Annotated in this window: 18 protein-coding genes; 11 read left to right on the top strand and 7 right to left on the bottom strand. The window is 59.6% G+C overall.

Annotation, left to right across the window (positions count from 1 at the left end):
- Window positions 1–67: 67 nt before the first annotated feature.
- The 3 genes from I5L79_RS06350 to I5L79_RS06340 all read left to right on the top strand — a co-directional run bounded on the left by I5L79_RS06350 (window position 68) and on the right by I5L79_RS06340 (window position 6,224).
- Window positions 68–814: a hypothetical protein gene (locus tag I5L79_RS06350; RefSeq protein WP_196954193.1), complete on the top strand. Its 747-nt coding sequence runs from the start codon at window positions 68–70 to the stop codon at window positions 812–814.
- A 54-nt stretch (window positions 815–868) separates the two neighbouring features.
- Window positions 869–3,637 carry a TonB-dependent receptor gene (locus I5L79_RS06345; protein WP_196954192.1) on the top strand — a complete coding sequence of 923 codons (2,769 nt, stop codon included), beginning with the start codon at window positions 869–871 and terminating at the stop codon, window positions 3,635–3,637.
- Window positions 3,638–3,809: 172 nt separating this feature from the next.
- Window positions 3,810–6,224: an MG2 domain-containing protein gene (locus I5L79_RS06340; protein ID WP_196954191.1), complete on the top strand. Its 2,415-nt coding sequence runs from the start codon at window positions 3,810–3,812 to the stop codon at window positions 6,222–6,224.
- A 72-nt stretch (window positions 6,225–6,296) separates the two neighbouring features.
- Here I5L79_RS06340 and I5L79_RS06335 read toward each other — a convergent pair whose 3' ends face one another.
- A complete protein-coding gene (locus tag I5L79_RS06335; RefSeq protein WP_196954190.1) occupies window positions 6,297–6,938 on the bottom strand; it encodes a DUF1684 domain-containing protein in 642 nt (213 codons plus the stop codon).
- Between the two features lie 75 nt (window positions 6,939–7,013).
- Between I5L79_RS06335 and polA the strand changes: the two genes are divergently transcribed.
- The 4 genes from polA (at window position 7,014) to I5L79_RS06315 (ending at window position 12,025) form a co-directional block, all read left to right on the top strand.
- Window positions 7,014–9,896 carry a DNA polymerase I gene (gene polA, locus I5L79_RS06330; protein WP_196954189.1) on the top strand — a complete coding sequence of 961 codons (2,883 nt, stop codon included), beginning with the start codon at window positions 7,014–7,016 and terminating at the stop codon, window positions 9,894–9,896.
- Window positions 9,897–9,911: 15 nt separating this feature from the next.
- Complete coding sequence (locus I5L79_RS06325) at window positions 9,912–10,394, top strand: DinB family protein (protein ID WP_196954188.1); 483 nt, start codon at window positions 9,912–9,914, stop codon at window positions 10,392–10,394.
- Between the two features lie 137 nt (window positions 10,395–10,531).
- Complete coding sequence (locus I5L79_RS06320; RefSeq protein ID WP_196954187.1) at window positions 10,532–10,945, top strand: DoxX family protein; 414 nt, start codon at window positions 10,532–10,534, stop codon at window positions 10,943–10,945.
- Window positions 10,946–11,011: 66 nt separating this feature from the next.
- Window positions 11,012–12,025 carry a YpdA family putative bacillithiol disulfide reductase gene (locus tag I5L79_RS06315; RefSeq protein ID WP_196954186.1) on the top strand — a complete coding sequence of 338 codons (1,014 nt, stop codon included), beginning with the start codon at window positions 11,012–11,014 and terminating at the stop codon, window positions 12,023–12,025.
- A gap of 66 nt (window positions 12,026–12,091) precedes the next feature.
- Here I5L79_RS06315 and I5L79_RS06310 read toward each other — a convergent pair whose 3' ends face one another.
- The 4 genes from I5L79_RS06310 to I5L79_RS06295 form a co-directional block, all read right to left on the bottom strand.
- Window positions 12,092–12,571 (bottom strand): hypothetical protein, encoded by a 480-nt coding sequence (locus tag I5L79_RS06310; protein WP_196954185.1) that lies wholly within the window; start codon window positions 12,569–12,571, stop codon window positions 12,092–12,094.
- A 253-nt stretch (window positions 12,572–12,824) separates the two neighbouring features.
- Window positions 12,825–14,264 carry an SGNH/GDSL hydrolase family protein gene (locus tag I5L79_RS06305; protein WP_196954184.1) on the bottom strand — a complete coding sequence of 480 codons (1,440 nt, stop codon included), beginning with the start codon at window positions 14,262–14,264 and terminating at the stop codon, window positions 12,825–12,827.
- A gap of 20 nt (window positions 14,265–14,284) precedes the next feature.
- Window positions 14,285–15,550, bottom strand: a complete 1,266-nt coding sequence (locus I5L79_RS06300) for an OmpP1/FadL family transporter (protein WP_196954183.1) — start codon at window positions 15,548–15,550, stop codon at window positions 14,285–14,287.
- Between the two features lie 80 nt (window positions 15,551–15,630).
- Window positions 15,631–16,473 (bottom strand): cyanophycinase, encoded by an 843-nt coding sequence (locus I5L79_RS06295; RefSeq protein WP_196954182.1) that lies wholly within the window; start codon window positions 16,471–16,473, stop codon window positions 15,631–15,633.
- A 244-nt stretch (window positions 16,474–16,717) separates the two neighbouring features.
- On the opposite strand from I5L79_RS06295, the gene mgtE reads away from it, so the two are divergent.
- Window positions 16,718–18,103 carry a magnesium transporter gene (gene mgtE / locus I5L79_RS06290; RefSeq protein WP_196954181.1) on the top strand — a complete coding sequence of 462 codons (1,386 nt, stop codon included), beginning with the start codon at window positions 16,718–16,720 and terminating at the stop codon, window positions 18,101–18,103.
- 82 nt (window positions 18,104–18,185) lie between these two features.
- Here mgtE and I5L79_RS06285 read toward each other — a convergent pair whose 3' ends face one another.
- Both I5L79_RS06285 and arfB read right to left on the bottom strand, forming a co-directional pair.
- Complete coding sequence (locus I5L79_RS06285; RefSeq protein ID WP_196954180.1) at window positions 18,186–18,599, bottom strand: hypothetical protein; 414 nt, start codon at window positions 18,597–18,599, stop codon at window positions 18,186–18,188.
- 106 nt (window positions 18,600–18,705) lie between these two features.
- Window positions 18,706–19,113 (bottom strand): alternative ribosome rescue aminoacyl-tRNA hydrolase ArfB, encoded by a 408-nt coding sequence (arfB, locus tag I5L79_RS06280; RefSeq protein WP_196954179.1) that lies wholly within the window; start codon window positions 19,111–19,113, stop codon window positions 18,706–18,708.
- Between the two features lie 154 nt (window positions 19,114–19,267).
- Between arfB and I5L79_RS06275 the strand changes: the two genes are divergently transcribed.
- From I5L79_RS06275 to I5L79_RS06265, 3 genes are all read left to right on the top strand, one after another.
- Window positions 19,268–21,325 (top strand): M13 family metallopeptidase, encoded by a 2,058-nt coding sequence (locus I5L79_RS06275; RefSeq protein ID WP_196954178.1) that lies wholly within the window; start codon window positions 19,268–19,270, stop codon window positions 21,323–21,325.
- Between the two features lie 187 nt (window positions 21,326–21,512).
- Window positions 21,513–22,256, top strand: coding sequence for a head GIN domain-containing protein (locus I5L79_RS06270; RefSeq protein WP_196954177.1), 744 nt, complete (start codon window positions 21,513–21,515; stop codon window positions 22,254–22,256).
- Window positions 22,257–22,389: 133 nt separating this feature from the next.
- Window positions 22,390–23,445 (top strand): DUF3667 domain-containing protein, encoded by a 1,056-nt coding sequence (locus I5L79_RS06265; RefSeq protein ID WP_196954176.1) that lies wholly within the window; start codon window positions 22,390–22,392, stop codon window positions 23,443–23,445.

Below are 23,445 nucleotides of genomic sequence, written 5' to 3'. Positions count from 1 at the left end.
CACGCAGTGAGGTGGAAACTGAATCGGCTTTCGTTATTTCGCCCCTGACTTATTGACGAACCTACCCATGTCTATCCGACGGAATATTCCTGTGCTTTGCCTGCTGCTTTTTGCACAACGAGCATTTTCTCAGACCTCTGCTTCTAGCCCTGTCCCCTCGCTTGCGGCATCAATAAGCCAGCTTCAGCAGCAGTACGCCCAGGCATTTCCCATCAACGCCCAACTATATAACGGACCGGAGTACGTTGATTTCGCCAAACGTTACCGGCAGAATATCGGGCATCAGTTTTTTCTTTCTCCGGAAAAGGCAGCCGGCAGTGTCTATTATAATGACCATTATTTCCCCGACCTGCAGCTGGTGTATGATATTCTTGCCGACCAGGTTATTCTGCAGCAGCCCACCAATCCCCTGCGCTTCAGATTAGTTAGCGAAAAGCTGCGTGAATTCACTATTGGCGGGCATCAATTCATTCGTATAGAAACCGACAGCGCAAATCAGAAAGTTATTCAGACAGGATTTTATGAGCTATTAGTGGATAGTACGATCCAGGTGCTGGCTAAGCGCGCGAAGCGCATGCAGGAGCACGTGAATCAGAGAGAGAAAAGCCTGGAGTTTGTAGCCACCAACAAACTATATCTAAAGAAATCGGGTGTCTTCTATGCTGTGAGTAACCGAGGTTCCGTTACGCGCCTCCTGGCTGACCGCAGTAAAGAAATTCAGAAATATATCCGGGACAACAAGTTGAAATTCAACAAGAGCACCCGTGAATCTGACATTATCCAGACTGCGCGTTTCTACAACAGCTTATTGTAACAGTTCTTTGACAACCCTTCCTTTAAAATCCTGTTTTTTCTATAGTGCCTTTTTATGAAGCATTGGTACCAATTGGTTGTTTGCTTATTTTTCTTTCTGCTTAGCACCAGCAGCTTTGGTCAGAAATCGGAACCGGAGAAATTAGTCAGCGGCAATTTCACTCAAACCCCCTTTGAGCAATTCGTCGGTCAGCTGGAAGCACAGACCGGCACCCGCTTTTATTTCGATCCGACAGCCGTCGACAGCCTGTTTATTACCGTGCAGGTGAAGAATCAGCCCGTTCAGGCGGTACTGGAGCAGGCCCTTCAGAACACCGGATTCCGCGCCGCCTTCGACGATGAGAACCGGATATTCATCACGCGGGGCACGGTTATTTCCGCCACGCTGCCCAGCCGCTTCTTTGGCGACACCACCGGCCTACCCCTCACCGACGACGCCCAGGAGCCGGAACCCGCAGCCGATCAGGCGCGCGCCGTGGGTAACGCGGAAAATATGGTGCTGGAAATAGGCAGCGGCAACTCCGGGAAAAGCCAGGCTACTATTGCCGGCCATATCCGCGAAGCGAAATCGGGGGAGCCCGTTATCGGGGCTACTGTGTATATCGAGTCGCCTTCTATCGGCACCAGCACCGACCAGTTTGGCTACTACTCGCTCACCCTGCCCGTAGGCCGGCACAACATCAAAATCCGGGGCATTGGCATCAGGAACACGAGGCGGCAGGTGCTGCTGCGGGGCAATGGCAAGCTGGAGGTGGAAGTGGACGAAGACATTACCACGCTGAAGGAAGTGGTAATTGAGGCCGAAAAAGACAAGAATGTGTCGGGCATGCAGATGGGCCTGGAAAAACTCGACATCAAGACCATTCGCCAAGTGCCCACGGCTTTCGGGGAGGCCGACATTCTCCGGGTTATCCTTACGCTGCCCGGCGTGAAGTCGGTAGGCGAAGGCAGCACGGGCCTGAACGTGCGCGGCGGCTCCACCGACCAGAACCTGATTTTGTTCAACGGCACCACCATCTACAACCCGTCCCACCTATTTGGCTTTTTCTCGGCGTTCAACCCCGACATTCTGCAAACCGTGGAGCTGTACAAAAGCGCCATTCCGGCCAAGTATGGCGGCCGCCTGTCCTCGGTGCTGGAAATCAAAACCCGCGAAGGCAACAAAAAGAAGTTCAGCGGCTCCGGCGGCATTGGTCCGCTTACCAGCCGCGTTACGTTCGAAGGCCCAATTGTAAAGGATAAAGGGGCGTTTATCGTCAGTGGCCGGAGCAGTTACTCCAACTGGATTCTGAAGCTGCTGGACGATCCTAAACTCCGGCAGAGTTCGGCTTCCTTCTACGATGTGAGTGCCCACCTGAACTATCAGCTGGATGACCGGAACTCGGTGTACGCCACGGGCTATTTAAGCGCCGACAAGTTTCGCCTGGCCGGCGACACGTCTTATCAGTATACCAACCGCAATGCCAGCCTTAAGTGGCAGCACAACTTCAGCAACAAGATCTACGGAGTGTTCACGGGGGCCCACAGCCAGTACAGCTATAACATAGCCAGTGACGAAAACCCGGTGAATGCTGCCCGCCTGCGCTACGGCATCAAGCAAACCAATCTGCAGGCCGACTTCAGCTACTTCCCAAGCGCCAAGCATACGGTGGAATTCGGGGCCGGCACGCTGCTCTACAATATCTCCCCCGGCAGCCAGACGCCCGTAGGCGCCGCCTCCCTGATCAAGGCAGATATCCTGGCCCAGGAGCAGGCCCTGGAAAGCGCCCTCTACGCCTCGGACCGCATCGACCTGACGCCCCGCTTTTCCGTGGCGCTGGGCCTGCGGTACTCCATATTCAATGCGCTGGGCCCACGCGACGTGTACCGGTACGCCCCGGGCGAGTCGCGCTCGGAGGCATCTATTATTGACACCGTACGCTATGGGGCCCGCAAAGTACTGGCCACGTACCACGGCCCGGAATACCGGGTATCAGCGCGCTACTCGCTTACCGACAATACCTCGGTGAAAGTGAGCTACAACCGCACTCGTCAGTACATCCATCAGCTGACGAACACGGCCTCCGTATCGCCGGCCGATACCTGGAAACTAAGTGACGGCAACATCCGACCGCAGGTAGGCGACCAGTTCGCGGTGGGCTACTACCATAATTTCAAGTCCAATACCATCGAAACGTCGGTGGAAACCTACTACAAGTCAATCCGGGACTTTGTGGACTTCAAGAGCGGTGCTACACTAATCCTGAACCACCACATCGAAACGGATATTGTGAATGCGGTGGGCAAAGCGTACGGCGTAGAGGTGATGGTAAAGAAAACGACGGGCAAAATAAATGGCTGGGTCAGCTACACCTATTCCCGCTCGCTGGTGCAGGTAAATGGCGGCACTCCTGCCGAGCGCATCAATGGTGGTAAGTACTACCCCAGCAACTTTGATAAGCCCCACGACTTCACCCTCATCGGCAACTACCGCGTCAACCGCCGCCTGAGTGCCTCCATGAACCTGACGTACAGCACCGGCCGGCCCATTACGCTGCCGCTGGCCAAGTACTACATTGGCGACGTGCCCCGCCTCTATTACTCAGACCGCAATGCGTACCGCGTACCCGACTTTTACCGGGCCGACGTAGCGCTGAATATTGAGGGCAACCATAAGGTGAAAAAGACGGCGCACGGCTCCTGGACGGTGGGCGTGTACAACGTGACGGGCCGGAAGAATGCCTACTCCGTGTACTTCAAGTCGCAGAACGGCCAGATTAAAGGCTACAAGCTCTCGATTTTTGGCCAGCCGATTCCGACGGTTACCTACAACTTCAAATTTTAATTCTGCCGGTTCCTTTTAACCTGCGGCCCGGGCGGAAAAGCACATCTTTATCGGCCTGGGCTTCTGAAATACCGCTTGCCAGCAGTTTCCCTGCAACCGCCCGTTTAGCCCGCCACCTGTGCGGCCCGCTCTATCCGTTCGCGGGCTCGTTCTTCCTGAAAGTTCTTATTTGATGGCTCTTCTTACGACAAATCCCGTCAGCTTTTCTCCCCGGTACGCCTGGTGGCTGGCTTTGCTGCTGTGGCTCACCAGCCTGCCCGGGTATAGCCAGCTCGACTCCCTCAATGGTCTTACGCGCAAGCTGGTTCGCTACCAGCAAGCCACCTTGCCCGAGAAGCTCTTCCTGCACCTTGACCGGCCTTTGTACCTGAGTGGCGAAACCATTTGGTTTAAGGTGTATGCCGTGGAGGGTACCACCCTCCGGCCATTGTCGCTAAGCAAAGTAGCGTACGTGGAAGTGCTGGATAAAGAGAAACGCTCGGTGCTACAAGCCAAGATCGGCCTCAGGGATGCGCAGGGGCAAGGCTCTTTTGCTATTCCGGCATCAATGCCTTCGGGCTCTTATACTGTGCGGGCCTATACCAGCTGGATGAAAAACTTTGGGCCGGAATACTATTTCCGCAGCCCTGTAACTATTGTAAATACCGCTGCCTCAGCCGGCGTTTTTACCCGGCCCGACACGGCCCGGTATGATATGCAGTTTTTCCCGGAGGGAGGCAACTTAGTGCAGGGTCTGGCCAGCACCGTTGGGTTCAAGGCCACTGACAACAAAGGCCGCGGTGTGGCCGTCGAGGGCAAGGTCTTGACAGCGCAAGGCGCGGTAGTGGCGCAGTTTAAGTCGTTGCGGTTTGGTATGGGTAACTTTCGCTTCACGCCCAAAGCGGGGGTAGCGTACACAGCCGTAATCAGCCTCGATAAACGCCCTGCTGTTACGTATGCGCTGCCCAGGGTGTATGAGCAGGGCTACGTTTTGCATGTGGAAAACAGCTCGGCCACTGCTCTTACCGTGACGGTGACTTCCAGCAGCGCCCAACCCGAACGAATTGCCCTGCTGGCGCATTCCCGCCAGCAGGTAGCAGTAGCCACCCAGCAGCAGCTGGTCAACGGTCAGGCCGTATTTACCATTGACCCATCCCGGCTTTTGGACGGTGTATCTCACCTCACCGTGTTCAATGCGGCCCAGCAGCCGGTGTGTGAGCGGCTATATTTCCAGCCGCCCCGGCATACGCTCACTATCACGGCCCGGCCCGATAAATCAGCTTATGCCGCCAGGGAGAAAGTAAGCATACAGCTAACTACGGGCACTGGCGCTGAGGCTTTGCCGGCCAACCTGTCGATGGCGGTGTACCGGCTGGATTCGCTTACCACTGCGCTTACCCCGAACATCAACAGCTACTTATGGCTTTCCGCCGACTTACGCGGCACGGTTGAGCAGCCTGCCTACTACTTTTCGGCCGCTACCCCCGAAGTGGCGGAGGCCACCAATAACCTGATGCTGACGCAAGGCTGGAGCCGGTTCAGCTGGTCGCAGGTGCTGGCTGCCCAGCCTCCGCGGTTCGAGCATCTGCCCGAGCTCAACGGCCTGCTGGTGCGGGGCCGCCTTAGCAAGCCAGGCTCGCAGGGCCCGGCAGGCATTACCACGTACCTGTCCTCGCCGAGCCGCATCGTGCGCCTGCAGAATGCCGTGAGCGGACCCGATGGCAGCTTTCTGTTCGAGCTAAACCGTTTTTATGGCTCCAGAAACATCGTGGTGCAGACAGATCCGCGCCAGGATAGCACCAGTCAGGTAGAAATCCTTTCACCGTTTTCCCAGCAGTATTCCGCGGCCGATGCGGCCCTGCTGCCCCGGTTGCCCCGCCTGGAAGCGGCCTACAGCAAGCGGCACTTCCAGAACCAGGTTCAGCAGGCCTTCTCCGGTAGATTTGCCAGCCAGTATAGACTCCCCCCCACCGACAGCGTGGCGTTTTACGGCAAGCCCGATGAACGCTACCTGCTGGATAAATACACCCGGTTTAAGGTACTGGAGGAGGTCATGCGCGAATACGTGCCCGGCGTAGATGTGCGGCGGCGCAAAGACGGCTTTCATCTGCTGGTGAAAGACAAGATGAATGGCGGCCTGCTCACGCAAGACCCGCTGGTGTTGCTGGATGGTGTGCCCATATTCAACATGAACAAGGCCATGACCATAGATCCGCTCAGCATTCAGCAGTTGGAGGTGATGGACAGTCGCTACTTCCACGGCTCCTCCATTTACGATGGCATAGTCAGCTTTATCACCTATAAAGGCGACCTGGCCAAGGTTTCCCTCGACCCCAGGGTACTGGTACAGCAATATGACGGTCTGCAAGGACAACGGGAATTCTATGCGCCCCGCTACGATACGCCATTAGCCCGCCAAAGCCGTCTGCCCGATTTGCGCAACCTGCTCTACTGGAATCCGGCTATTTCAACCACTGCGCAGGGCAGCAGCACCACGTTTTATACCGGTGACCAGACGGGCCGCTACCTGGTAGTGGTGCAGGGGCTGGCTAACAATGGTGTGGCTGGCAGCACTACCTACGTGCTGGATGTGAAGCAGCCTTTATAAGCCTTCCGTGCACCCCAGGCACGCCGCTTCCGGGCCAGCTTACCCAGATGGGCCGGAAGCGGCGGACTTTTGTTAATGGCTGTTCATCACGCCGGCTTCAACAGCCACGGTCAGGCGGTTTTCGGCGGGCGGCACCGGGCAGGAGTACTTGCTGCTGTAGGCGCAAAAGGGATTATAGGCCCGGTTGAAATCCAGAGCTAGCCTGCCGCCCCGCAGCTGAGCCCGGCGCAGGTCGATGTAGCGGCCGCCCCCGTAGCTGGTATGGCCATTGGAGCGGTCGGTAAACGGCACAAACAGGTAGTCGCGGTACTCGGGGCGGCGCTGCAGGTCCAGGCTCTGGTATACGGTCAGCTTCTGCGGCTTGCCGTTCAGCTGGAAATGCAGCTCCCCGTATTTGCGGTAGAAGGGCCGGCGGTCGGTGCTGGTTTGCATCACAAACGGCGCACCCAGCGAATCGGCGACGAACTGTGCCTCCACGCAGGCCGCGTAGTTGGCCGGGAAAAACGGCAGGCCGGAGAAAGTAGCACGGGCTTCGCGGGGCAGCGGACTGCGGGTAGAGTCCTGGCACTCCGCGTTCAGCTCCTGCTGAAATGCGGCTACCTGCCGGGCGTGCTCTTCTAGAGCAGGCCGTGGCGAGTTCGTGGCCGCCTGCTGGGCTACGGCCGGCAGCCCGCTACCCAATCCAAGTAAAAGAATAAAATAATGCCCTTTCATAAAGGAAAGATAGGACGGCGCGTACGTATCTTATCCTTTTCCCGCCCCGAGCCGCTTCCGTACCTTCGCCTTCCTATGACTGACGCCTCCGCCAACCAGCCCCACAAGCTTTTCCTGCTCGACGCCTTTGCCCTGATTTACCGCGCCCACTTCGCCTTCAGCAAAAACCCGCGCGTAAACTCCAAGGGCCTGAACACCGGAGCCATTCTGGGCTTCACGAATACGCTGGTAGAAGTACTGCAGAAGGAAAAGCCCACGCACATAGGGGTGGCGTTTGATGCGGCCAAGAAGACCTTCCGCCACGAGCAGTACGCCGAGTACAAGGCCCAGCGCCAGGCTATGCCCGAGGATATCGGCCTGGCTATACCCTACATCAAGCGCATTATCAAGGCTTTCCACATTCCCATTCTGATGGTAGAAGGCTACGAGGCCGACGACGTGATTGGCACCCTGGCGCGCCGGGCCGAGGCCCAGGGCTTCGGGGAAGTGTTCATGATGACGCCCGACAAGGACTACTGCCAGTTGGTGACGGACTGCATCAAAATTTACCGGCCGGCCTTCATGGGCAACGCCGCCGAGGTGCTCGACGTGCAGCACGTGCTGCAGCGCTTCGAGATTGAGCGGGTAGAGCAGGTCATTGACATTCTGGGTTTGCAGGGCGACGCGTCCGACAATATTCCGGGCATTCCGGGCATCGGCGAGAAAACCGCCAAGACCCTGATTCAGAAGTATGGCTCGGTGGAAAATTTGATTGCCAGCGTGGATGAGCTCAAGGGCAAGCAGCAGGAAAACGTGCGCAACTTTGCCGAGCAGGGCCTCATGAGCAAGGAGCTGGCCACCATTCACCTCGATGTGCCCATTGAGTTTGAGGCCGACAAGCTGGTGCTGGATAAGCCCGACGAAGACGAGCTGCGCCAGCTGTTCGAGGAGCTGGAATTCCGCCAGCTGGCTGCCCGCGTACTGGGTGGCGGCAGTCCGGCCGGCGTGAGTGCCGCCCCTACCCCGCGCGGTGCCCGCCGCCCCAAAGTGGCCGAGGGCCAGGGCAGCCTGTTTGGCTCGTCATCGGATGCGGCCGTAGGCATTGCCGCCGAAGAAGGCGAAACCGGCTCCTTCGGCGCCCCGGCCGGTCCGCGCCGCACGCTGCAGGATGTTCCGCACCAATACCACCTCATCGACACGCCCGAGCTGCGCAAGTCCTTGCTGGAATTCCTGCTGCAGCAAACCGAGGTCAGCTTCGATACCGAAACCACCGGGCTGGACACCATGACGGCCCGGCTGGTGGGCCTTTCCTTTTGCTGGCTGCCGGGCGAGGCCTACTACGTGCCGGTACCGCACGACGACCACGCCGCCGCCCAGGCGTTGGTAGACGAGTTCTGCCCGTTTTTCGAGGCCACGCACATCACCAAAATCGGGCAGAACATCAAGTACGACCTCACCATTCTCAAGCACTACAAGGTGCAAGTGAGCGGGCCGCTGTTCGATACGATGCTGGCGCACTACCTGCTGGAGCCCGACATGCGCCACAACATGGACGTGCTGGCCGAAACCTACCTGCATTACACCCCCGTCAGCATTCTGGAGCTTATTGGCCCCAAAGGCAAAAACCAGAAAACCATGGCCGACCTGCCCCCCGCCGAGGTATCGGACTACGCCTGCGAGGATGCCGACGTGACCCTGCAGCTTAAGCATGTGTTTGAGCCGCTGCTGAAGGAAGTAGGTTTGCTCGACTTGCTGAACGAGGTGGAAAACCCGCTGGTGCCGGTGCTGGCCGACATCGAGTACGAAGGCGTAAAGATTGACTCCTCCGCCATGGGCGAGTACTCAGCCGAGCTGCAGGGCTATATTATAGACATCGAGAAGCAGATTTTTGCGGAAGCCGGCCAGGAGTTCAACATCGGCTCCCCCAAGCAGCTGGGTGAGGTCCTGTTCGACAAGATGGACCTGGGCCGGGGCAAAATCAAGAAAACCAAGACCGGCCAGTACGCCACCGGCGAGGAAATTCTCAGTCAGCTGGCGGCTGATGCCCCCATTGCCGGTCTCATTCTGGAGCACCGCCAGCTCACCAAGCTGCGCAGCACCTACGTGGAGGCCCTGCCCCAGCTGGTGTGCGTGGCCGATGGCCGCGTGCATACCAGCTTCAACCAGGCCGTAACGGCCACCGGCCGCCTGAGCAGCACCAACCCCAACCTCCAGAACATTCCGATTCGCACCGAAAAGGGCCGCGAAATCCGCAAAGCCTTCGTGCCCCGAGACGACCAGCACGTGCTGTTGGCTGCTGACTACTCGCAGGTGGAGCTGCGCATCATGGCCGACTTCTCGGGCGACAAAACCATGATTGAAGCCTTTCGCCAGGGCCTTGATATCCATACCAGCACGGCCAGCAAGGTGTTTAAAGTGCCGCTCAATGAGGTGGACAGTGAGATGCGACGCAAGGCCAAAACCGTCAATTTCGGCATCATCTATGGCATTTCGGCCTTCGGACTTGCCCAGCGCATCGGCATTTCGCGCAAGGAAGCCACCGAAATCATCGACACCTATTTCGAGGAATTTTCGTCGGTGAAGCAGTTCATGGACGACAGCATCAACAAGGCCCGGGAGCTGGAATACGCTACCACGCTGCTGGGTCGCCGCCGCTACCTGCGCGACATCAACTCGCGCAACGCCACCCTGCGCGGCTACACGGAGCGCAACGCCATCAACGCCCCCATTCAGGGCACGGCCGCCGACATCATCAAGAAGGCCATGATCAACATCCACGAGTGGCTGATTCAGGAGAGGCTCGGCACCAAGATGATTCTGCAGGTGCACGACGAACTGGTGTTCGACGCGGTGCAGGAGGAAGTTGAGTTTATCACGCCCAAAATCAAGGAGCTGATGTCCAACGCCCTCCTCTTGCCCCACGGCGTGCCGCTGGAGGTGGAAGTAGGCACCGGCCGCAACTGGCTGCAGGCGCACTGATAAGGCAACATTCTTATGGACCAGACCACAAAACAGAGCATCGTTACCGAGCTCATCAGCCTGCTCACCAAGGGCAACGCCCACGCCACGTTCGAGGAAGCCTGCGCGGGCCTTATTCCGGATCAGTGGAACAAGCATGTGGCCGGGGTGCCGTACACCATCTGGCAATTGGTAGAGCACGTGTGCATTGCGCAGTGGGATATTGTGGAGTTTTCCCTAGGCAGTGAGCATACGTCGCCGGACTGGCCCACGGGGTATTGGCCGGCACCGACGGCCACCGCCGATGAAGTCACCTGGCAGCAGACACTCCAGCAGGTTCAGGTTGACCTCCGGCGCTTTATCGACCTGTTGCACGCTCCGGCTACTGAGCTGCTGGCTCCCATTCCGCATGGCGACGGTCAAACAATTCTGCGTGAGGCCATGCTTATTGCCGACCACACCGCTTATCATACCGGCGAAATCATTCTGATCCGGCGGCTGATAGGCGCCTGGAAATAGCAGAACCGGCCTGCTGGCGGCTGGCTGGCCGGGCGCAGGCAGAAGAGTGGTTGAGCTTGGTAAATAGCCGCAGTGGTATCTACCCAGGCAAAGCGGCCGTATAGCCCAGGGTACCACTTACCTCAACCAGCACGCTCATGTCTCCTCAACCTCATACCACCAACCTGCAAAACGTAGCCCGCGGCCTGCTCGGCACCTTTATGGTAGCAGCCGGTACGGGCCACCTCACCTTCGCGCGGCGGGAGTTCCAGGCCCAGGTGCCCGATTTTGTTCCCTTGGATAAAGACACCACAGTGCTGGCCTCCGGGGTAGTGGAAATCGGACTGGGACTGGCCTTGCTACTACTGAAAGGCCGGAACCGACAGCGGATGGGCCTGGGGCTGGCAGCCTTCTACGCGGCCGTTTTTCCCGGCAACGTTCACCAGTACACGCACCACATTTCCGCCTTCGGCCTCGATACCGATGAGAAGCGGCTGGCACGGCTCTTCTTTCAGCCCGTGCTGATGGGTTGGGCCCTGTGGTCGACAGGCGCACTGTCGTCACGCAAGTAGCAATTTCTTTGCAGTCCTAAGTAAGTCTGGTAAAAACTCCTAGCCCTGGGGCCGGTATTACAGTGCATGAAGACAGATTCCGCTTTTGATGTGGTTGTAATCGGGGCCGGCCCGGTTGGCCTTGCCTGCGCGCTGGAAGTGCAGCGGCGTGGCCTCACGGTGTGCGTGGTGGATAAAGGCGCCCTGGTGAATTCCCTGATCGGCTACCCCACCAACATGGAGTTTTTCTCCACGCCTGAGCTGCTGGAAATCGGGGGCTACCCCATGACTACGCTGCACTACAAACCCCTGCGCGAAGATGCCCTCGACTACTACCGCCGCGTAGCCTTTGCCGAAAAGCTCACGCTACGCCTCTACGAGCGGGTAACCGGGCTGGAAGGTGAGCAGGGAAGCTATGAGGTAGTGACAGAGAAAGGCCGCATCGGTGCCCGCTCCGTGATAGTAGCCACGGGGTTCTACGATATACCCAACTACCTGCGCGTGCCCGGCGAAGACCTGCCCCACGTAACGCACTACTACAAGGAGCCCTACGCCCACGCCGACCAGGATGTGGTTGTCATCGGGGCCAAAAACTCTTCGGCTAAGGCGGCGCTGCAGCTGTTGCGGGCCGGCGCACGGCCGGTGCTGGTGGTGCGCAGCGAGGAAATCAGCCAGTCGGTGAAGTACTGGATCCGACCCGACCTGGTCAACCGCATCAAGGAAGGGCGCATCGGCTGCCTGTTCAATACCACTGTGCAGCGTATCACGCCTACTACGGTAGAGGTACTCACGCCCGATGGCCCGCGCACGTTGCCAGCCCAGCACGTGTACGCCCTCACCGGCTATCATCCCGACTTCCGGTTTCTCACCGCGCTGGGCATCACCTGCCAGTCCGACGCGGCTCAGACGCCCACGCACAACGCCGACACCCTGGAAACCAACCGTCCCGGATTGTACCTCGCCGGCACCGTCTGCGGCGGGCTCAATACCAGCCGCTGGTTTATCGAAAACGGCCGCTACCATGCCCAGCTTATTGCCGCCCGCCTGGCCGGTGAAGCTGCTCCGTCGCTGCCGGAAGTGCTACAGCCGGTGCAACTATAAGTAAAGCCAAAAAAAGCCTCCCCAACAACTGAGGAGGCCTTTGCATTTGCAGAATCTACCGGGCTGCTACTGTTTGGCGTAGGTGTAGGTATAGGTATGGTCTACCCCTTCAATCGTGCGGATTCCCTTGATCTTCATGGCCGACTCCGACAGTTCCAGCACGTTGAAGCTGCTGGAGCCCAGGGTCTGTAGGTTGGTTTTCAGGATGGTTTCGTTGGCCTCAAACGACCAGGTACCGGCAAACTGCTCCGGGCCTTCGCCACACCGGGTTGGGCCTTCCTGCAGCGCGCACGTCCCGGCTTTCTCGAACCGCATGATATCATCCTGGTCGCACTCCTTCATGTAGGCATACACGTCGGTAATCAACTCCCCATCATCCGCGCGCACGGCCGGCGTCACGGTTTCGGCGGTGAGCTTCCAGTTCTTTTCCGCGAGCAGCTCGGTTTTTGTTTTAGCTGGCTCGGCTTCGTTTTCTTTTTCGCAGGAGGAAAACAAACCAGCTGTCAGCAGCACGGCAATAAGAGGGGTACGCAGCAACGTTTTCATAGCAGGCAGGGGAGGTTGGGAGTGAGTGGTTTCAGCTTATTTAAGGCTGATAATCTGGCTTTTACCAGAACACTACAAAGGTACTCCCCTGCCTTCCGCGCTTCCAACTGCGTGGCCTCACATCATCAGGGGAGAAAAGTGCTCCAACCCTCCTCAGCCCCCTCACATGATCCGGTACACATACTGCCCAGGCAAAAAAAAGCCCTCTTCCAACTAAGGAAGAGGGCTTTGCTTGATTAGGGAACGAGTGCCTCTAGGGCAGCTTCACGCCACGGTAGGCATTGGGGTCAACCTGCGGGATAGAAGAGCCATACTTGCTGTTGATGGCTTTGATCATCTCGTTGGCTACAATAGCATAGCCGCGGGGCGTCGGGTGCACACCATCCAGCGAAAACAGGTTGCCGGTAACGAAGCTGGTCGTGTTGTTTACTCCGTTGATTACGATGCCGGTGCGGGCTACCGTGTTGAAGAAAGCATTGGCATCGAATACGGCCAGCCCTTTGCGCTCAGCAGCGGCTTTTATTACCGTGTTCAGCTCGGCCGTACGCGTTGCTACCGCAGTTGTTTCGCCTGAGTCCAACACTAAGTTGTTAGGCAGAGGATTGGCGAACCCAGCCAGGGCGGCGGCCACCGGGGCCGAAGCACCGGGTATCACCAGGCCGATACCGTTCGGGAACGGACTGGTAGCCGAAGCGGTGTTGATAACCGAGCGGGCGGGCAGCAGCAGCAGGTCGTTGGCCGTAGCCTCGCGCACCGGTGCAGTAGCACTGCTGGTGCGGATGTACAGGCCAAAGCGGGTGCCGGTGGGCAGCGCCGAGCCGGCGGGCAGGCCCAATGCGGCTACAACGGTTGGCACCAGCGCCGCCGGAATTGGCGTAGCGTTTACCTGGGCAATAACGGCGGCCGTGGGCACCGTGGTAAACAGTGGCACCGTCGTCACGTTCGGGATGGTAGCTACCAGGCCCTTGGCATTGTTGGCCGTCAGCACATCCACCATCTGGTTGTACTTGGTCGTGAAATCCTCTACGGGCGTGAGGGGAGCCGCCGTGCCGCCGGAGCTGGCAAAGCCCAGCACGTCGTTGTTGCCCAGCCAGTTGGTGAAGAACGTCGGCTTCACCGTACCTACCCGCTCCTGCACGTATTGCACGTAGCTGCGTAGGTCACCGGCCGGCAGCAGCCGCTCGAAGTAGGGGTTAAAGCCCAGCGGATTGTTCAGGCCGTAGCCGTTGGTGGTGATATCAGCCACCCGGATGCCGGGCACGCCCAGGTTCTGGTTGTCAGTGCCCGTGTACAGGGTCAGGGGCATGGTTTTGCCATCCAGACCTACACCGCGGGTCATGGCCGTGTTAGCCGTTTCGAGGCCAATCGAGGGCGAACCGTTCGAGAAGCCCGTGATTTTCAGGTAGCCGCTGCCATTGGATTCGCTGGCCGCGAACAGGGGCTGCTTGAACTCGCCCCCGCCCACTTTCTGGAACTGCTGGGCCAGAATAGCCGGATACGAGTTCTGCTGGCCTTCCAGGTACAGGCCATTGTCTCCGTAACCAGCCGTAAGCGAGTTGCCCACTGCCAGGTACTTGGAGAAATCCGCCGAGCCACCGTCGGCTTTGGGGGCATCCAGCTCCGGCTGGCACCCGCCCAGCACCAGCCCGAGCAGGGCCAAGGCCGGCAATGTGTTTTTGAAAAACGTACGCATTGGAATCAGAGGTGGGAAGCTTAGAAAGTGTAGTTGAAGCCGATACCGGGAATCACGATGCTGGTCTTGTAAGTTCCGGCCACCCGGTCGGTCGTGCCATTATCCTGCAGCTCGGCCTGCGTCTGGCTGCGCTTCATGATGCTGATGAACTGCGTTGACACGTCCACCGAGAAATGCTCCCCGGCCTTGTAGGATACGCCCAGCGTACCGCCAATGCGGTTGGCATCCGGCGTTTCCGGCGACACGTAGCCATCCTTCACCGGCGACATATCATAGGAGCCCCCGGCCCGCACCGTGAAAGCCTCCGTGAGGGCATACTGCCCGCCCAAACGGAACGTGAGGGCATCCTGGTAATAGCGCTTGGAAGTAGAGCTGGTGATGCCGGCCCCGCCTACGTTGTTGTTGAATTTGAAATTCAGGGCGCGGTACTTGCTCCACTGCACGTGGTTTACGTCGATGGCCAGGGTCAGCTTTTCGGTGGGCATGATGCCGATACCGATAGACGCCGTAGCCGGCAGCGGAATGGTCACGTCAAACTCCGTGGCCTGGAAGCTGGGCTTGGCCGCCTCCGGCAGGTTGCTGAACGTCACGTCGCCGCCTTTTACGGTAGCGTCAATCTTGGAGCGGTACGAAACACCTACGCTCAGTTTCTCGGAGGGCTTAAAGTATATTCCGGCGTTGAATCCTACTTTGTTTTCGGCTTTGCCATCCAGCTCCACGTGGCCATTCTGGCCCTGTCCGTTGGTGGTAGGCACGTCGCGCTGCAGGTTTACCGCGCCGTAGGCCAGCACGGCCACGCCCACGCCCACGCTCAGGTTTTCGGTGATGGCATAGCTGATGGTAGGCTGCACGAAGATGGACTTCAGGTCGATATCCGTGAGCGAGAAGCGGCCTTCCCAGCCCTCGGCGTACTGCAGCTTGCTGCCGAAGGGCGTGTACACGGCAATGCCGGCTTTCCACTTGCCTTCCGCCGGGCCAAAGCCCGCAAACAAACTAAAGGGCGTCACCACGGAGTTACGCAGGGTGCGGTCTTCGGTGCCATTCTCCGCGCGGAAAGCCTGGCGGGCGAAGGTAGCGTTGGCGCCAATCTGCACGCCCCGCTCACGCACCATGGCCAGGGCGCCCGGGTTGTAGAACATGGAGGCCTGATCGAGGGCCAGGCCCGTCCCTACGCCGCCCATGCCGTTATTTTTGATGCCGGCCAGGGAAACCTGGAAGCCACCCGCCGAGGCAGCCGTGCCCGAAAGCAGCGCGCCCCCCACGAGGAGTAGAGATTTTAGCTTCATAAGAAGAAAAGGGTGAGAATGTGAGGTTGTGGAGCTAAATGTAGGGAGAAAAACTCAGCTACTAGTAGGCAAGCCGAGTATTATTCGGGCTTGGCGGCGGGCCGTGAAGATGCGCTGGCCGCAGCAGGCAGCACCCGCCGGGCCGAGCAGTCGAAAACCTGGCCGGCCACCAGCAGGTGCACGCGGTAGTCCTGCCCGGCTACCGGCTCCCCGCGCCCGATGCCGCTGAGGTTGTCGTGGTGCAGATGCTGGCCGTCCACCACCATCACGCTGCCGTCGCCAAACACCTCAGCCTCAAACCCGTGCCGCAGAATGACGCCGGTTTCTTCCGACAAACCCAAACCAAGGCTGGTGGGATAGGTGAGCACGGCGTGCAGCAGGCGGCCCATGCGGCCCCGCTCGGCAAAGTGCTGGTCGATGAGCAGGCCGGGCCGCAAAGCCAGGCCGGGCCGCGTCTGGATGCCGCCTTTGCGCAGGGCACGCCAGCCGTAGCCATCCACCAGCATGTAATCGGGCAGGGCGGCGGCCCCGGCGCTGGTGCCGGCCACGATGAAGGCCGCATCCGTAAGGTAGCGGTGGTGCAGCTGGCGCAGAAACTCGGTACCGAGCAGAAACTCGGTAATCAGCTCCTGGTCGCCGCCGGTGAAGAACACCAGCCGGGCCTGGGCCAGGCGGCGCAGCGTGGCGGGCGTATCGGCGGGGCGGCGGGCATCAATGCACAGGTGCCGGGCACCGGGGCAGCCCAGCTCCCCGAAGGCTTGCTCGTAGGCCTTGGCCGTGCGGCGCGGTTCCTGCGAAGCCACCGACACTATTTCGATAGAGGCATTGGGGTCGGCCAGCAGGCGGCAGAGCAGCGCGAGCAACGCGTCATCGTCGCCGCCACCCAGGGCTACCAGCGTTCCAAGAGGAGAAGAGTCAACCATGCGGGCACGTACGTCAGAAACAGCAGGAAGATATGGTTTGATCTGGCCGAGGCGCGTACAAGAGCTGGAAAGCTGAACCGTAGCTGCCGCGGCGCTAAATTGGTTTTTCTTCGCGGAGAAAGTCTATTTGCGCAGCGGAAAAATAGCCCGGGCGTGCGGAAGAGGCCGGCATTTCTCCTATTTTTGCGCGCCGATTTTCACTTCAACCCGCTTGCCTAGCGAAGCATAACCGCCCTCTGTTCCGATGATTCAGCAACCAACCGCGGAAACCATCACGTCCCTGATTCAGGAGGGCGAGTTTTTCAAGTTAAAGGAAGTCCTCAAGCACTTCGAGCCGGCCGAGCTGGTGGCCCTGCTGGAGGAAGAAGAGGAGCGCGAGCAGCTGATTATTTTCCGGCTGCTGCCGCTGCGCCTGGCCACGGAGGTATTCGAGTACCTCAGCCTCGACATTCAGAAGCACTTCCTGGCCAACCTGGCGCAGGAGAAGATGACCGACATTCTCAATGAGATGTCGCCGGACGACCGCACGGCCCTGCTGGAGTTTCTGCCCGACGAGCTGGTGCGGGAGCTGATTCAGACGCTGTCGGAGCCGGAGCGCAAAGTCACGCTGGAGCTGCTGGGCTACCCCGAGTACTCCGTGGGCCGCCTGATGACGCCCGACTACATTGCCATCCGGGAAAACTGGACGGTGCAGCAGGTGCTCGACTACATCCGGCGCCACGGCGGGCAGTCGGAAACGCTGAGCGTACTCTACGTGACGGACTCGCGCGGCGTGCTCATCGACGACATTCGCATCCGGGAAATGTTGCTGGCCGACCCGCAGAAGCGCGTGAGTGAGCTGATGGACCGGCGCTTCGTGTCGCTGAAAGCCATGCAGGATCAGGAAGAAGCCATTGAGGTGTTCCGCCGCAACGACCGGGTGGCTCTGCCCGTGGTCAACAATGAGGGCGTGCTGTTCGGCATCGTCACCATCGACGACATCCTGGACATCCGGGAAGAAGAAGACACCGAGGACATCCAGAAGCTGGGCGGCTCCGAAGCCCTGGACGAGCCTTACCTCGATACGCCGGTGCTGGACATGGTGAAGAAGCGGGCCGGCTGGCTCGTGATTCTGCTGATCGGGGAAATGCTGACCACCTCGGCCATGCACCACTTCGAGGACGACCTGCAGCGGGCGGCGGTGCTGGGCTTGTTTATTCCGCTTATTATTTCGGCCGGCGGCAACGCAGGCTCCCAGGCTACTTCGCTCATCATTCGGGCCATGAGCCTGGGCGAGTTTTCACTTTCCGACTGGTGGCTGGTAATGCGGCGCGAGTTGGTATCGGGGGCATTACTGGGTGCTATCCTGGGCGTGGTGGGCTCCTTGCGCATCGTGCTGTGGGCCAAGGTTATCGACCCCGGCTACTTCGGGCCGTTCTGGCCGCTGATTGCCGTGACCGTGGGTATTTCCCTGCTGGGCATCGTGCTGTGGGGCGCCTTATCGGGGGCTATGCTGCCCATGCTGCTCAAGCGCCTCGGCCTCGACCCCGCCACCGCCTCGGCGCCCTTTGTGGCTACCCTGGTCGACGTAACCGGACTGATTATCTACTTCTCGGTGGCTACGCTGGTGCTGCGCGGAACGCTGCTGTAGCGCGCTTCGCTGTATGCATGAAAATGACCCGGCTGCAGCATGCAACCGGGCCATCTTCGTCTAAAGCAATTGGTATGTTTCGCTACTTCTGGGCGCTCAGCCATTGTACGGCTTCGGCTTCGTCCACAAACTGGTTGATGGAGCAGTTGTCGCCGTAGGTGTGGGGCAGCGGGGGCAGCGAGTCGTCCTGCACATCGTCGAGCTGGTAGGGCGCTATCAGAAAGGCCAGGTACACGTGCGCTTTCAGGTGCTGACGCAGCGTGGGGTAGAACACTTCCGCCAGCCAATGCACGTCGCGGGCATCTACCTGGGTGCGGCGGCGCGAGTCGATAAGCCAATGGTGGCAGGCCTCACAGCCGCTGGCGTACTGCAACAGCTCCTGGTAGCCGGCACGCAGCTCGGTGGAGGTAGCTGGCCGCGTCCAGCGGGCCGTCACGATGCCCAGATCCGGGCGGTGCGTCAGCGTCAGATAATCGTTGATAGAAGTCGAAGTCATGCGAAAAACAGGAATGACAGTCTCCCAAGGTACGGACATTCCGTTACGCACGCTGGCCGGATTGTGTTGAGCTTCCGCTGACGCCCCCTCTGCCCGGCACCAGCGGCTACTCGTCTACGCGGCCGCGGCCGGCCTTTTTCTGACTGTGTTTTTTCTTGGATTCCAGCCGCTGGCGCACGGCGCCTTTGCTGGGCTTGGTGGCGCGGCGGGCCTTGGGGCGGTGCAGGGCCTTCACCAGCAGCTCGTGGAATTTGCGCAGGGCAGTTTCCTTGTTGCGCAGCTGACTGCGGTCTTCCTGTGCGGTTATCAGCAGGGAGCCGTCGGCGGTGAGGCGGGACGCCAGCTTCTGCAGCAGAACTTGCTTTTGCTCGTCGGAAAGCAGCTGCGAAGTAGGCACGTGAAACCGCAGCTCCACCCGCGACTCTACTTTGTTGACGTTCTGCCCGCCCGGGCCGCTGCTGCGGCTGGTTTGGAACTGGAGTTCGGGCAGGAAGGCATCGGCGGCAGGCAGCATAGCGGGCAGGGAAAGAAAGCGGAAAACGGCAACCGGGGCAATACGCAGATTTGCCCCCCTTCGGCTGCCTATGCAACCTTCGGGGCACAAAGTTCACCCTTCACTACCTTCCGCGCCTATCTTCGCTTTCTTTCTCACTCTCTATTCTTTCCCCATGAATTTCTCCTTTGCGCTGCGGCGCTGGGCGCTGGCGGCTCCGGCCCTGGCCGTGGCCTTAAGTAGCTGCCAGCCAGGCGGCAATTCCGGCGCCGGCCAGCCCGATCTTATCCAGGCCAACCTGGACACCACCGTGCACCCCGGCGACGACTTCTACGCCTACTCCAATGGCAACTGGTTTAAGCAGCACCCCATTCCGGCCTCCGAAAGCAACTGGGGCATTGGCAAGGAAGTGCAGAATGAGGTGTACGCCCGCCTGCGCAGCCTGAGCGAAGAAGCCGCCAAAGCTAAGGCCGCGCCCGGTACCACCCAGCAGAAAATCGGGGACTTCTGGGCCACGGGCATGGACAGCGCCACCATCGACAAGCAGGGTGCCGCGCCTTTAAAGGCCGAATTGGACCGTATTGCCGCTATCCGGTCGGTGGCCGATGTGCAGGCGGCCATTGCCCGCCTGCAGCCGCTGGGCGTAAATGCCTTGCTGGGTCTGTATGTGGGCCAGGATGCCAAGAACAGCGAGAAAATGGCGCTGCAGCTCTGGCAATCGGGCCTGGGCTTGCCCAACCGCGACTATTACTTCAACAAAGACGCCCGCACCAGCAACATCCGCAAGGAGTATGGCCTGCACGTAGCGCGCATGTTCCAGCTGCTGGGGCAAGATGCTGCCACCGCCCAGCAGAACACCCAGCGCGTGCTGCAGCTGGAAACCAAGCTAGCCGCTGCCTCGCGGAAGCTCGAAGCCCTGCGCGACCCGTACGCCAACTACAACAAGATGACGGTGGCCGGCCTCGATAAGCTCACGCCGGGTATCAGCTGGAAGCCCTGGCTGGCACAGATGGAGCTCAGCAAGGTGGATACGGTGATTGTGGGCCAGCCCGAGTTTTACCGCGAAGCCGGCCGCCTGCTTTCCACCGCTCCGCTGGCCGACTGGCAGGCCTACCTGGAGTGGCAGCTGGCGCACGCCTACGCTCCCACCCTCAGCCAGCAGTTCGACCAGGAAAACTTCCGCTTCTACGGTACTGTGCTGCAGGGCGCCAAGGAGCAGCGCCCGCGCTGGAAGCGGGTACTCGATGCCGAAGAAAGTGCCCTGGGAGAAGCCCTGGGCCAGTTGTTCGTGAAGGAATATTTTCCGCCGGCCACTAAGGAGCGGTACGAAAAGCTCACGGCCAACATCATGGCCGCCTTCCGGGAGCATATTCAGCAACTCGACTGGATGAGCGACTCCACCAAGCAGAAAGCCCAGAGTAAGCTCACCAAAATCACCCGCAAAGTAGGCTACCCCGACAAGTGGAAAGACTATTCTTCCCTGAAAATTGACCGCAGTTCCTACGCCCAGAACGTGATGCGCGCCAACGAGTGGCGCTACCGTTACGAGCTGGCCAAGCTGGGCAAGCCCGTAGACCGCACTGAGTGGGGTATGACGCCCCAGACCTACAACGCCTACTACAACCCCTCCAACAACGAAATTGTGCTGCCGGCCGCCATCTTCGCCATTCCCGGCCTGAAGGATGCCGACGCCGACGACGCCATCATTTACGGGTACGCAGGCGCCAGCACCATCGGCCACGAGCTTACCCACGGCTTCGACGACGAGGGCAGCCAGTACGACGAGAAAGGCAACCTGCGCAACTGGTGGACCAAGAAAGACCGGCAGCTGTTCCAGCAACGCGTAAACGGCATTGTGCGCCAGTTCAACGGCTACACCGTGCTTGATTCGATGCACATCAACGGCAAAGCTACGGCCGGCGAAAACATTGCCGACCTGGGCGGCATCGTCATTGCCTTGGATGCCTTCAAGAAGACGGAACAGTACAAGAAGGGCGAGAAGATTGGCGGCCTTACGCCCACGCAACGCTACTTCCTGGGCTATGCCCTGGGCTGGCAGGTGCACCAGCGCGACGAGCGGCTGGCCCAAAGCATCCTCACCGACGTGCATTCGCCTGCGCAGTACCGCATCAACGGCCCCTTCGCCGACGTGCCGGAGTTCTACGAGGCATTCAACGTGCGCCAGACCAACAAGCTCTGGCGCCCCGACAGCACCCGGGTAAAGATCTGGTAGACCGTCCTGCCGGATAAAAATTTCAAAAGCCTTTCTGCCATAGCGGAAAGGCTTTTTTGTATATTCAAAGACCGAATTTCAGCAGACCTTCCTGCAGGAAGTAATCCAACTGAAAAAACGTCTGAGGCGCAGGCAACGCTTCGGGCCGGGGCGCCATCTTACCGGCATTCACTCTTTTCCCTTTGCTATGAAAACCGCTACGCTCCTGCTGTTGCCGCTCACTTTGCTGGGCACGTTGTCTTCCTTTCGGCCTGCTGCTTCCGCGGCTACGGCCGTAGTGGCCCCAGCCGTTCAGCGCGAGGTGCGCACGGTGGGTGCTTTCCAGGAACTTTCGTTGGGGCTGCCGGCCGAGGTGATTGTGCGCCAGGGCGACGAGCAGCGCGTGGAAGTTGATGCCGCCGCCGAAGACCTCCAGCAGATTGAAACCACGGTAAAAGATGGCCGCCTGCGCATCCGGCGGCCCGAGAAAAGCGGCTTCCGCTGGACCGACGACTATAAGTTCAAGCAGCCGGTTAAAATCTACGTGACCATGACGACCCTCAAACTACTGAGCGTGAGCGGCTCGGGCTCCATCCGCACCGAAACGCCGGTGAAAGCCACCCAGCTCAAGCTGAGCATGAGCGGCTCGGGCCGCCTGCAGGTAAACGCGGTAGCTGATGCCCTGACAACGTCCATTTCGGGCTCGGGCCGGATTCTGGTGTCGGGCAGCGCCGATACCAACGATGTTTCCATCAGCGGCTCGGGGCGCATCGAGGCCCAGGACCTGCGCACCAATACCACCAGCGCCAGCATCAGCGGCTCGGGCAACTGCCGCGTGTACGCCAGCAAAACGCTGGATGCCCGCATCAGCGGCTCCGGCTCCATCATGTACCAAGGCAGCCCGCAGGTGTCGACGCACATTGCCGGCTCCGGCTCGGTGCGCCGCGGCTAGGCTAGGGAATCCGCCCACCATATTTTTCGGGTCGTTTCGCCGGGGGCGGAGCGGCCCGAAGTTTTTGGGAGTGGGCGCTATCTGCTTACTTGCGGGCCGGTGCTGGCTACGCAGCCGCGCCGCTCTTCGCATTATGGCGCACTCCAGCATCAAACTCCCGGCCTGCGCAAACTGCGGGCACACCTTCCAGCCCAACCAGCCCGACGAATTCTGCCCCAGCTGCGGGCAGCAGAACCACGACCTGAACGTGTCGTTTGGGCACGTGGTGGAAGAAACACTGGAAGGCATCTTTCACTTCGACAGCAAGGTGTTCCGCACGGCCGGGCTGCTGCTGTTCCGGCCGGGGCAGCTCACGCGCCGCTTTATGCAGGGCCACCGCGTGAGCTACGTGCCGCCTATTCGGCTCTACATCTTTATCAGCTTCGTGTTCTTTTTCCTGCTCTCCTACTTCGGAACGCATTCCAAGGACAAGGTGCTAGACGTTTCGGAGAAAAATACCAAGGCAGCCGAGGTCCGTAGCCAACAGCAGCTGGATTCCTTGCTACAGGCCAATGCCAGCCTGGCATCACCCAGCAAGCGGGCGGCCCTTACCCGCGCCGCCGATTCCCTAAAGAAATCCGGCGGCAACTTCCACTTGGAGTTTCCCATTGGGAATATCTCGCTCACGGGCGCCGACATCAAGAGTCTGCCAGAGGAGCCAACTCAGGCGCAGATAGACAGCCTTATTCATAGCAAAGGCGGCCACCCTTCCTTTCTCACCCGGCTCTCGGTGAAGCGGGCCGTGCGCTGGCGCGATGCCACCACCAGCGAGGTAGTTCACCAGCTAGTGCGGGCCGGCTCTATTATGATGTTTCTGCTGATGCCGCTGGCAGCCCTGCTACTCAAAGGAGCCTATATCCGGCGCAAGCGGCGCTACGTTAGCCACCTCATTTTTACGGTACACCTGCACTGCTTCCTTTTCCTGCTGTTCTCCCTGTGGCTGGGCGTCAGCGCCGTGCCCTGGCTCAACAACCTTTCCGATTGGCTCTGGCTGGTACCAGCCGTGTATTTCGTTGTAGCCCTGCACACATTCTACGAGCAGAGTTGGGGTAAGACATTAGCCAAAAGTCTGCTGCTGGGCGTCACGTATTTCTTTACCCTGGCCTTGTGCGTGGTAGCGGGCATCCTGCTGGGGGTGGTTATTTTCTAG

This window comes from Hymenobacter guriensis, from assembly GCF_015773195.1.
Lineage (GTDB): Bacteria > Bacteroidota > Bacteroidia > Cytophagales > Hymenobacteraceae > Hymenobacter > Hymenobacter guriensis.
This window is presented reverse-complemented; position numbering and strand designations above follow the sequence as displayed.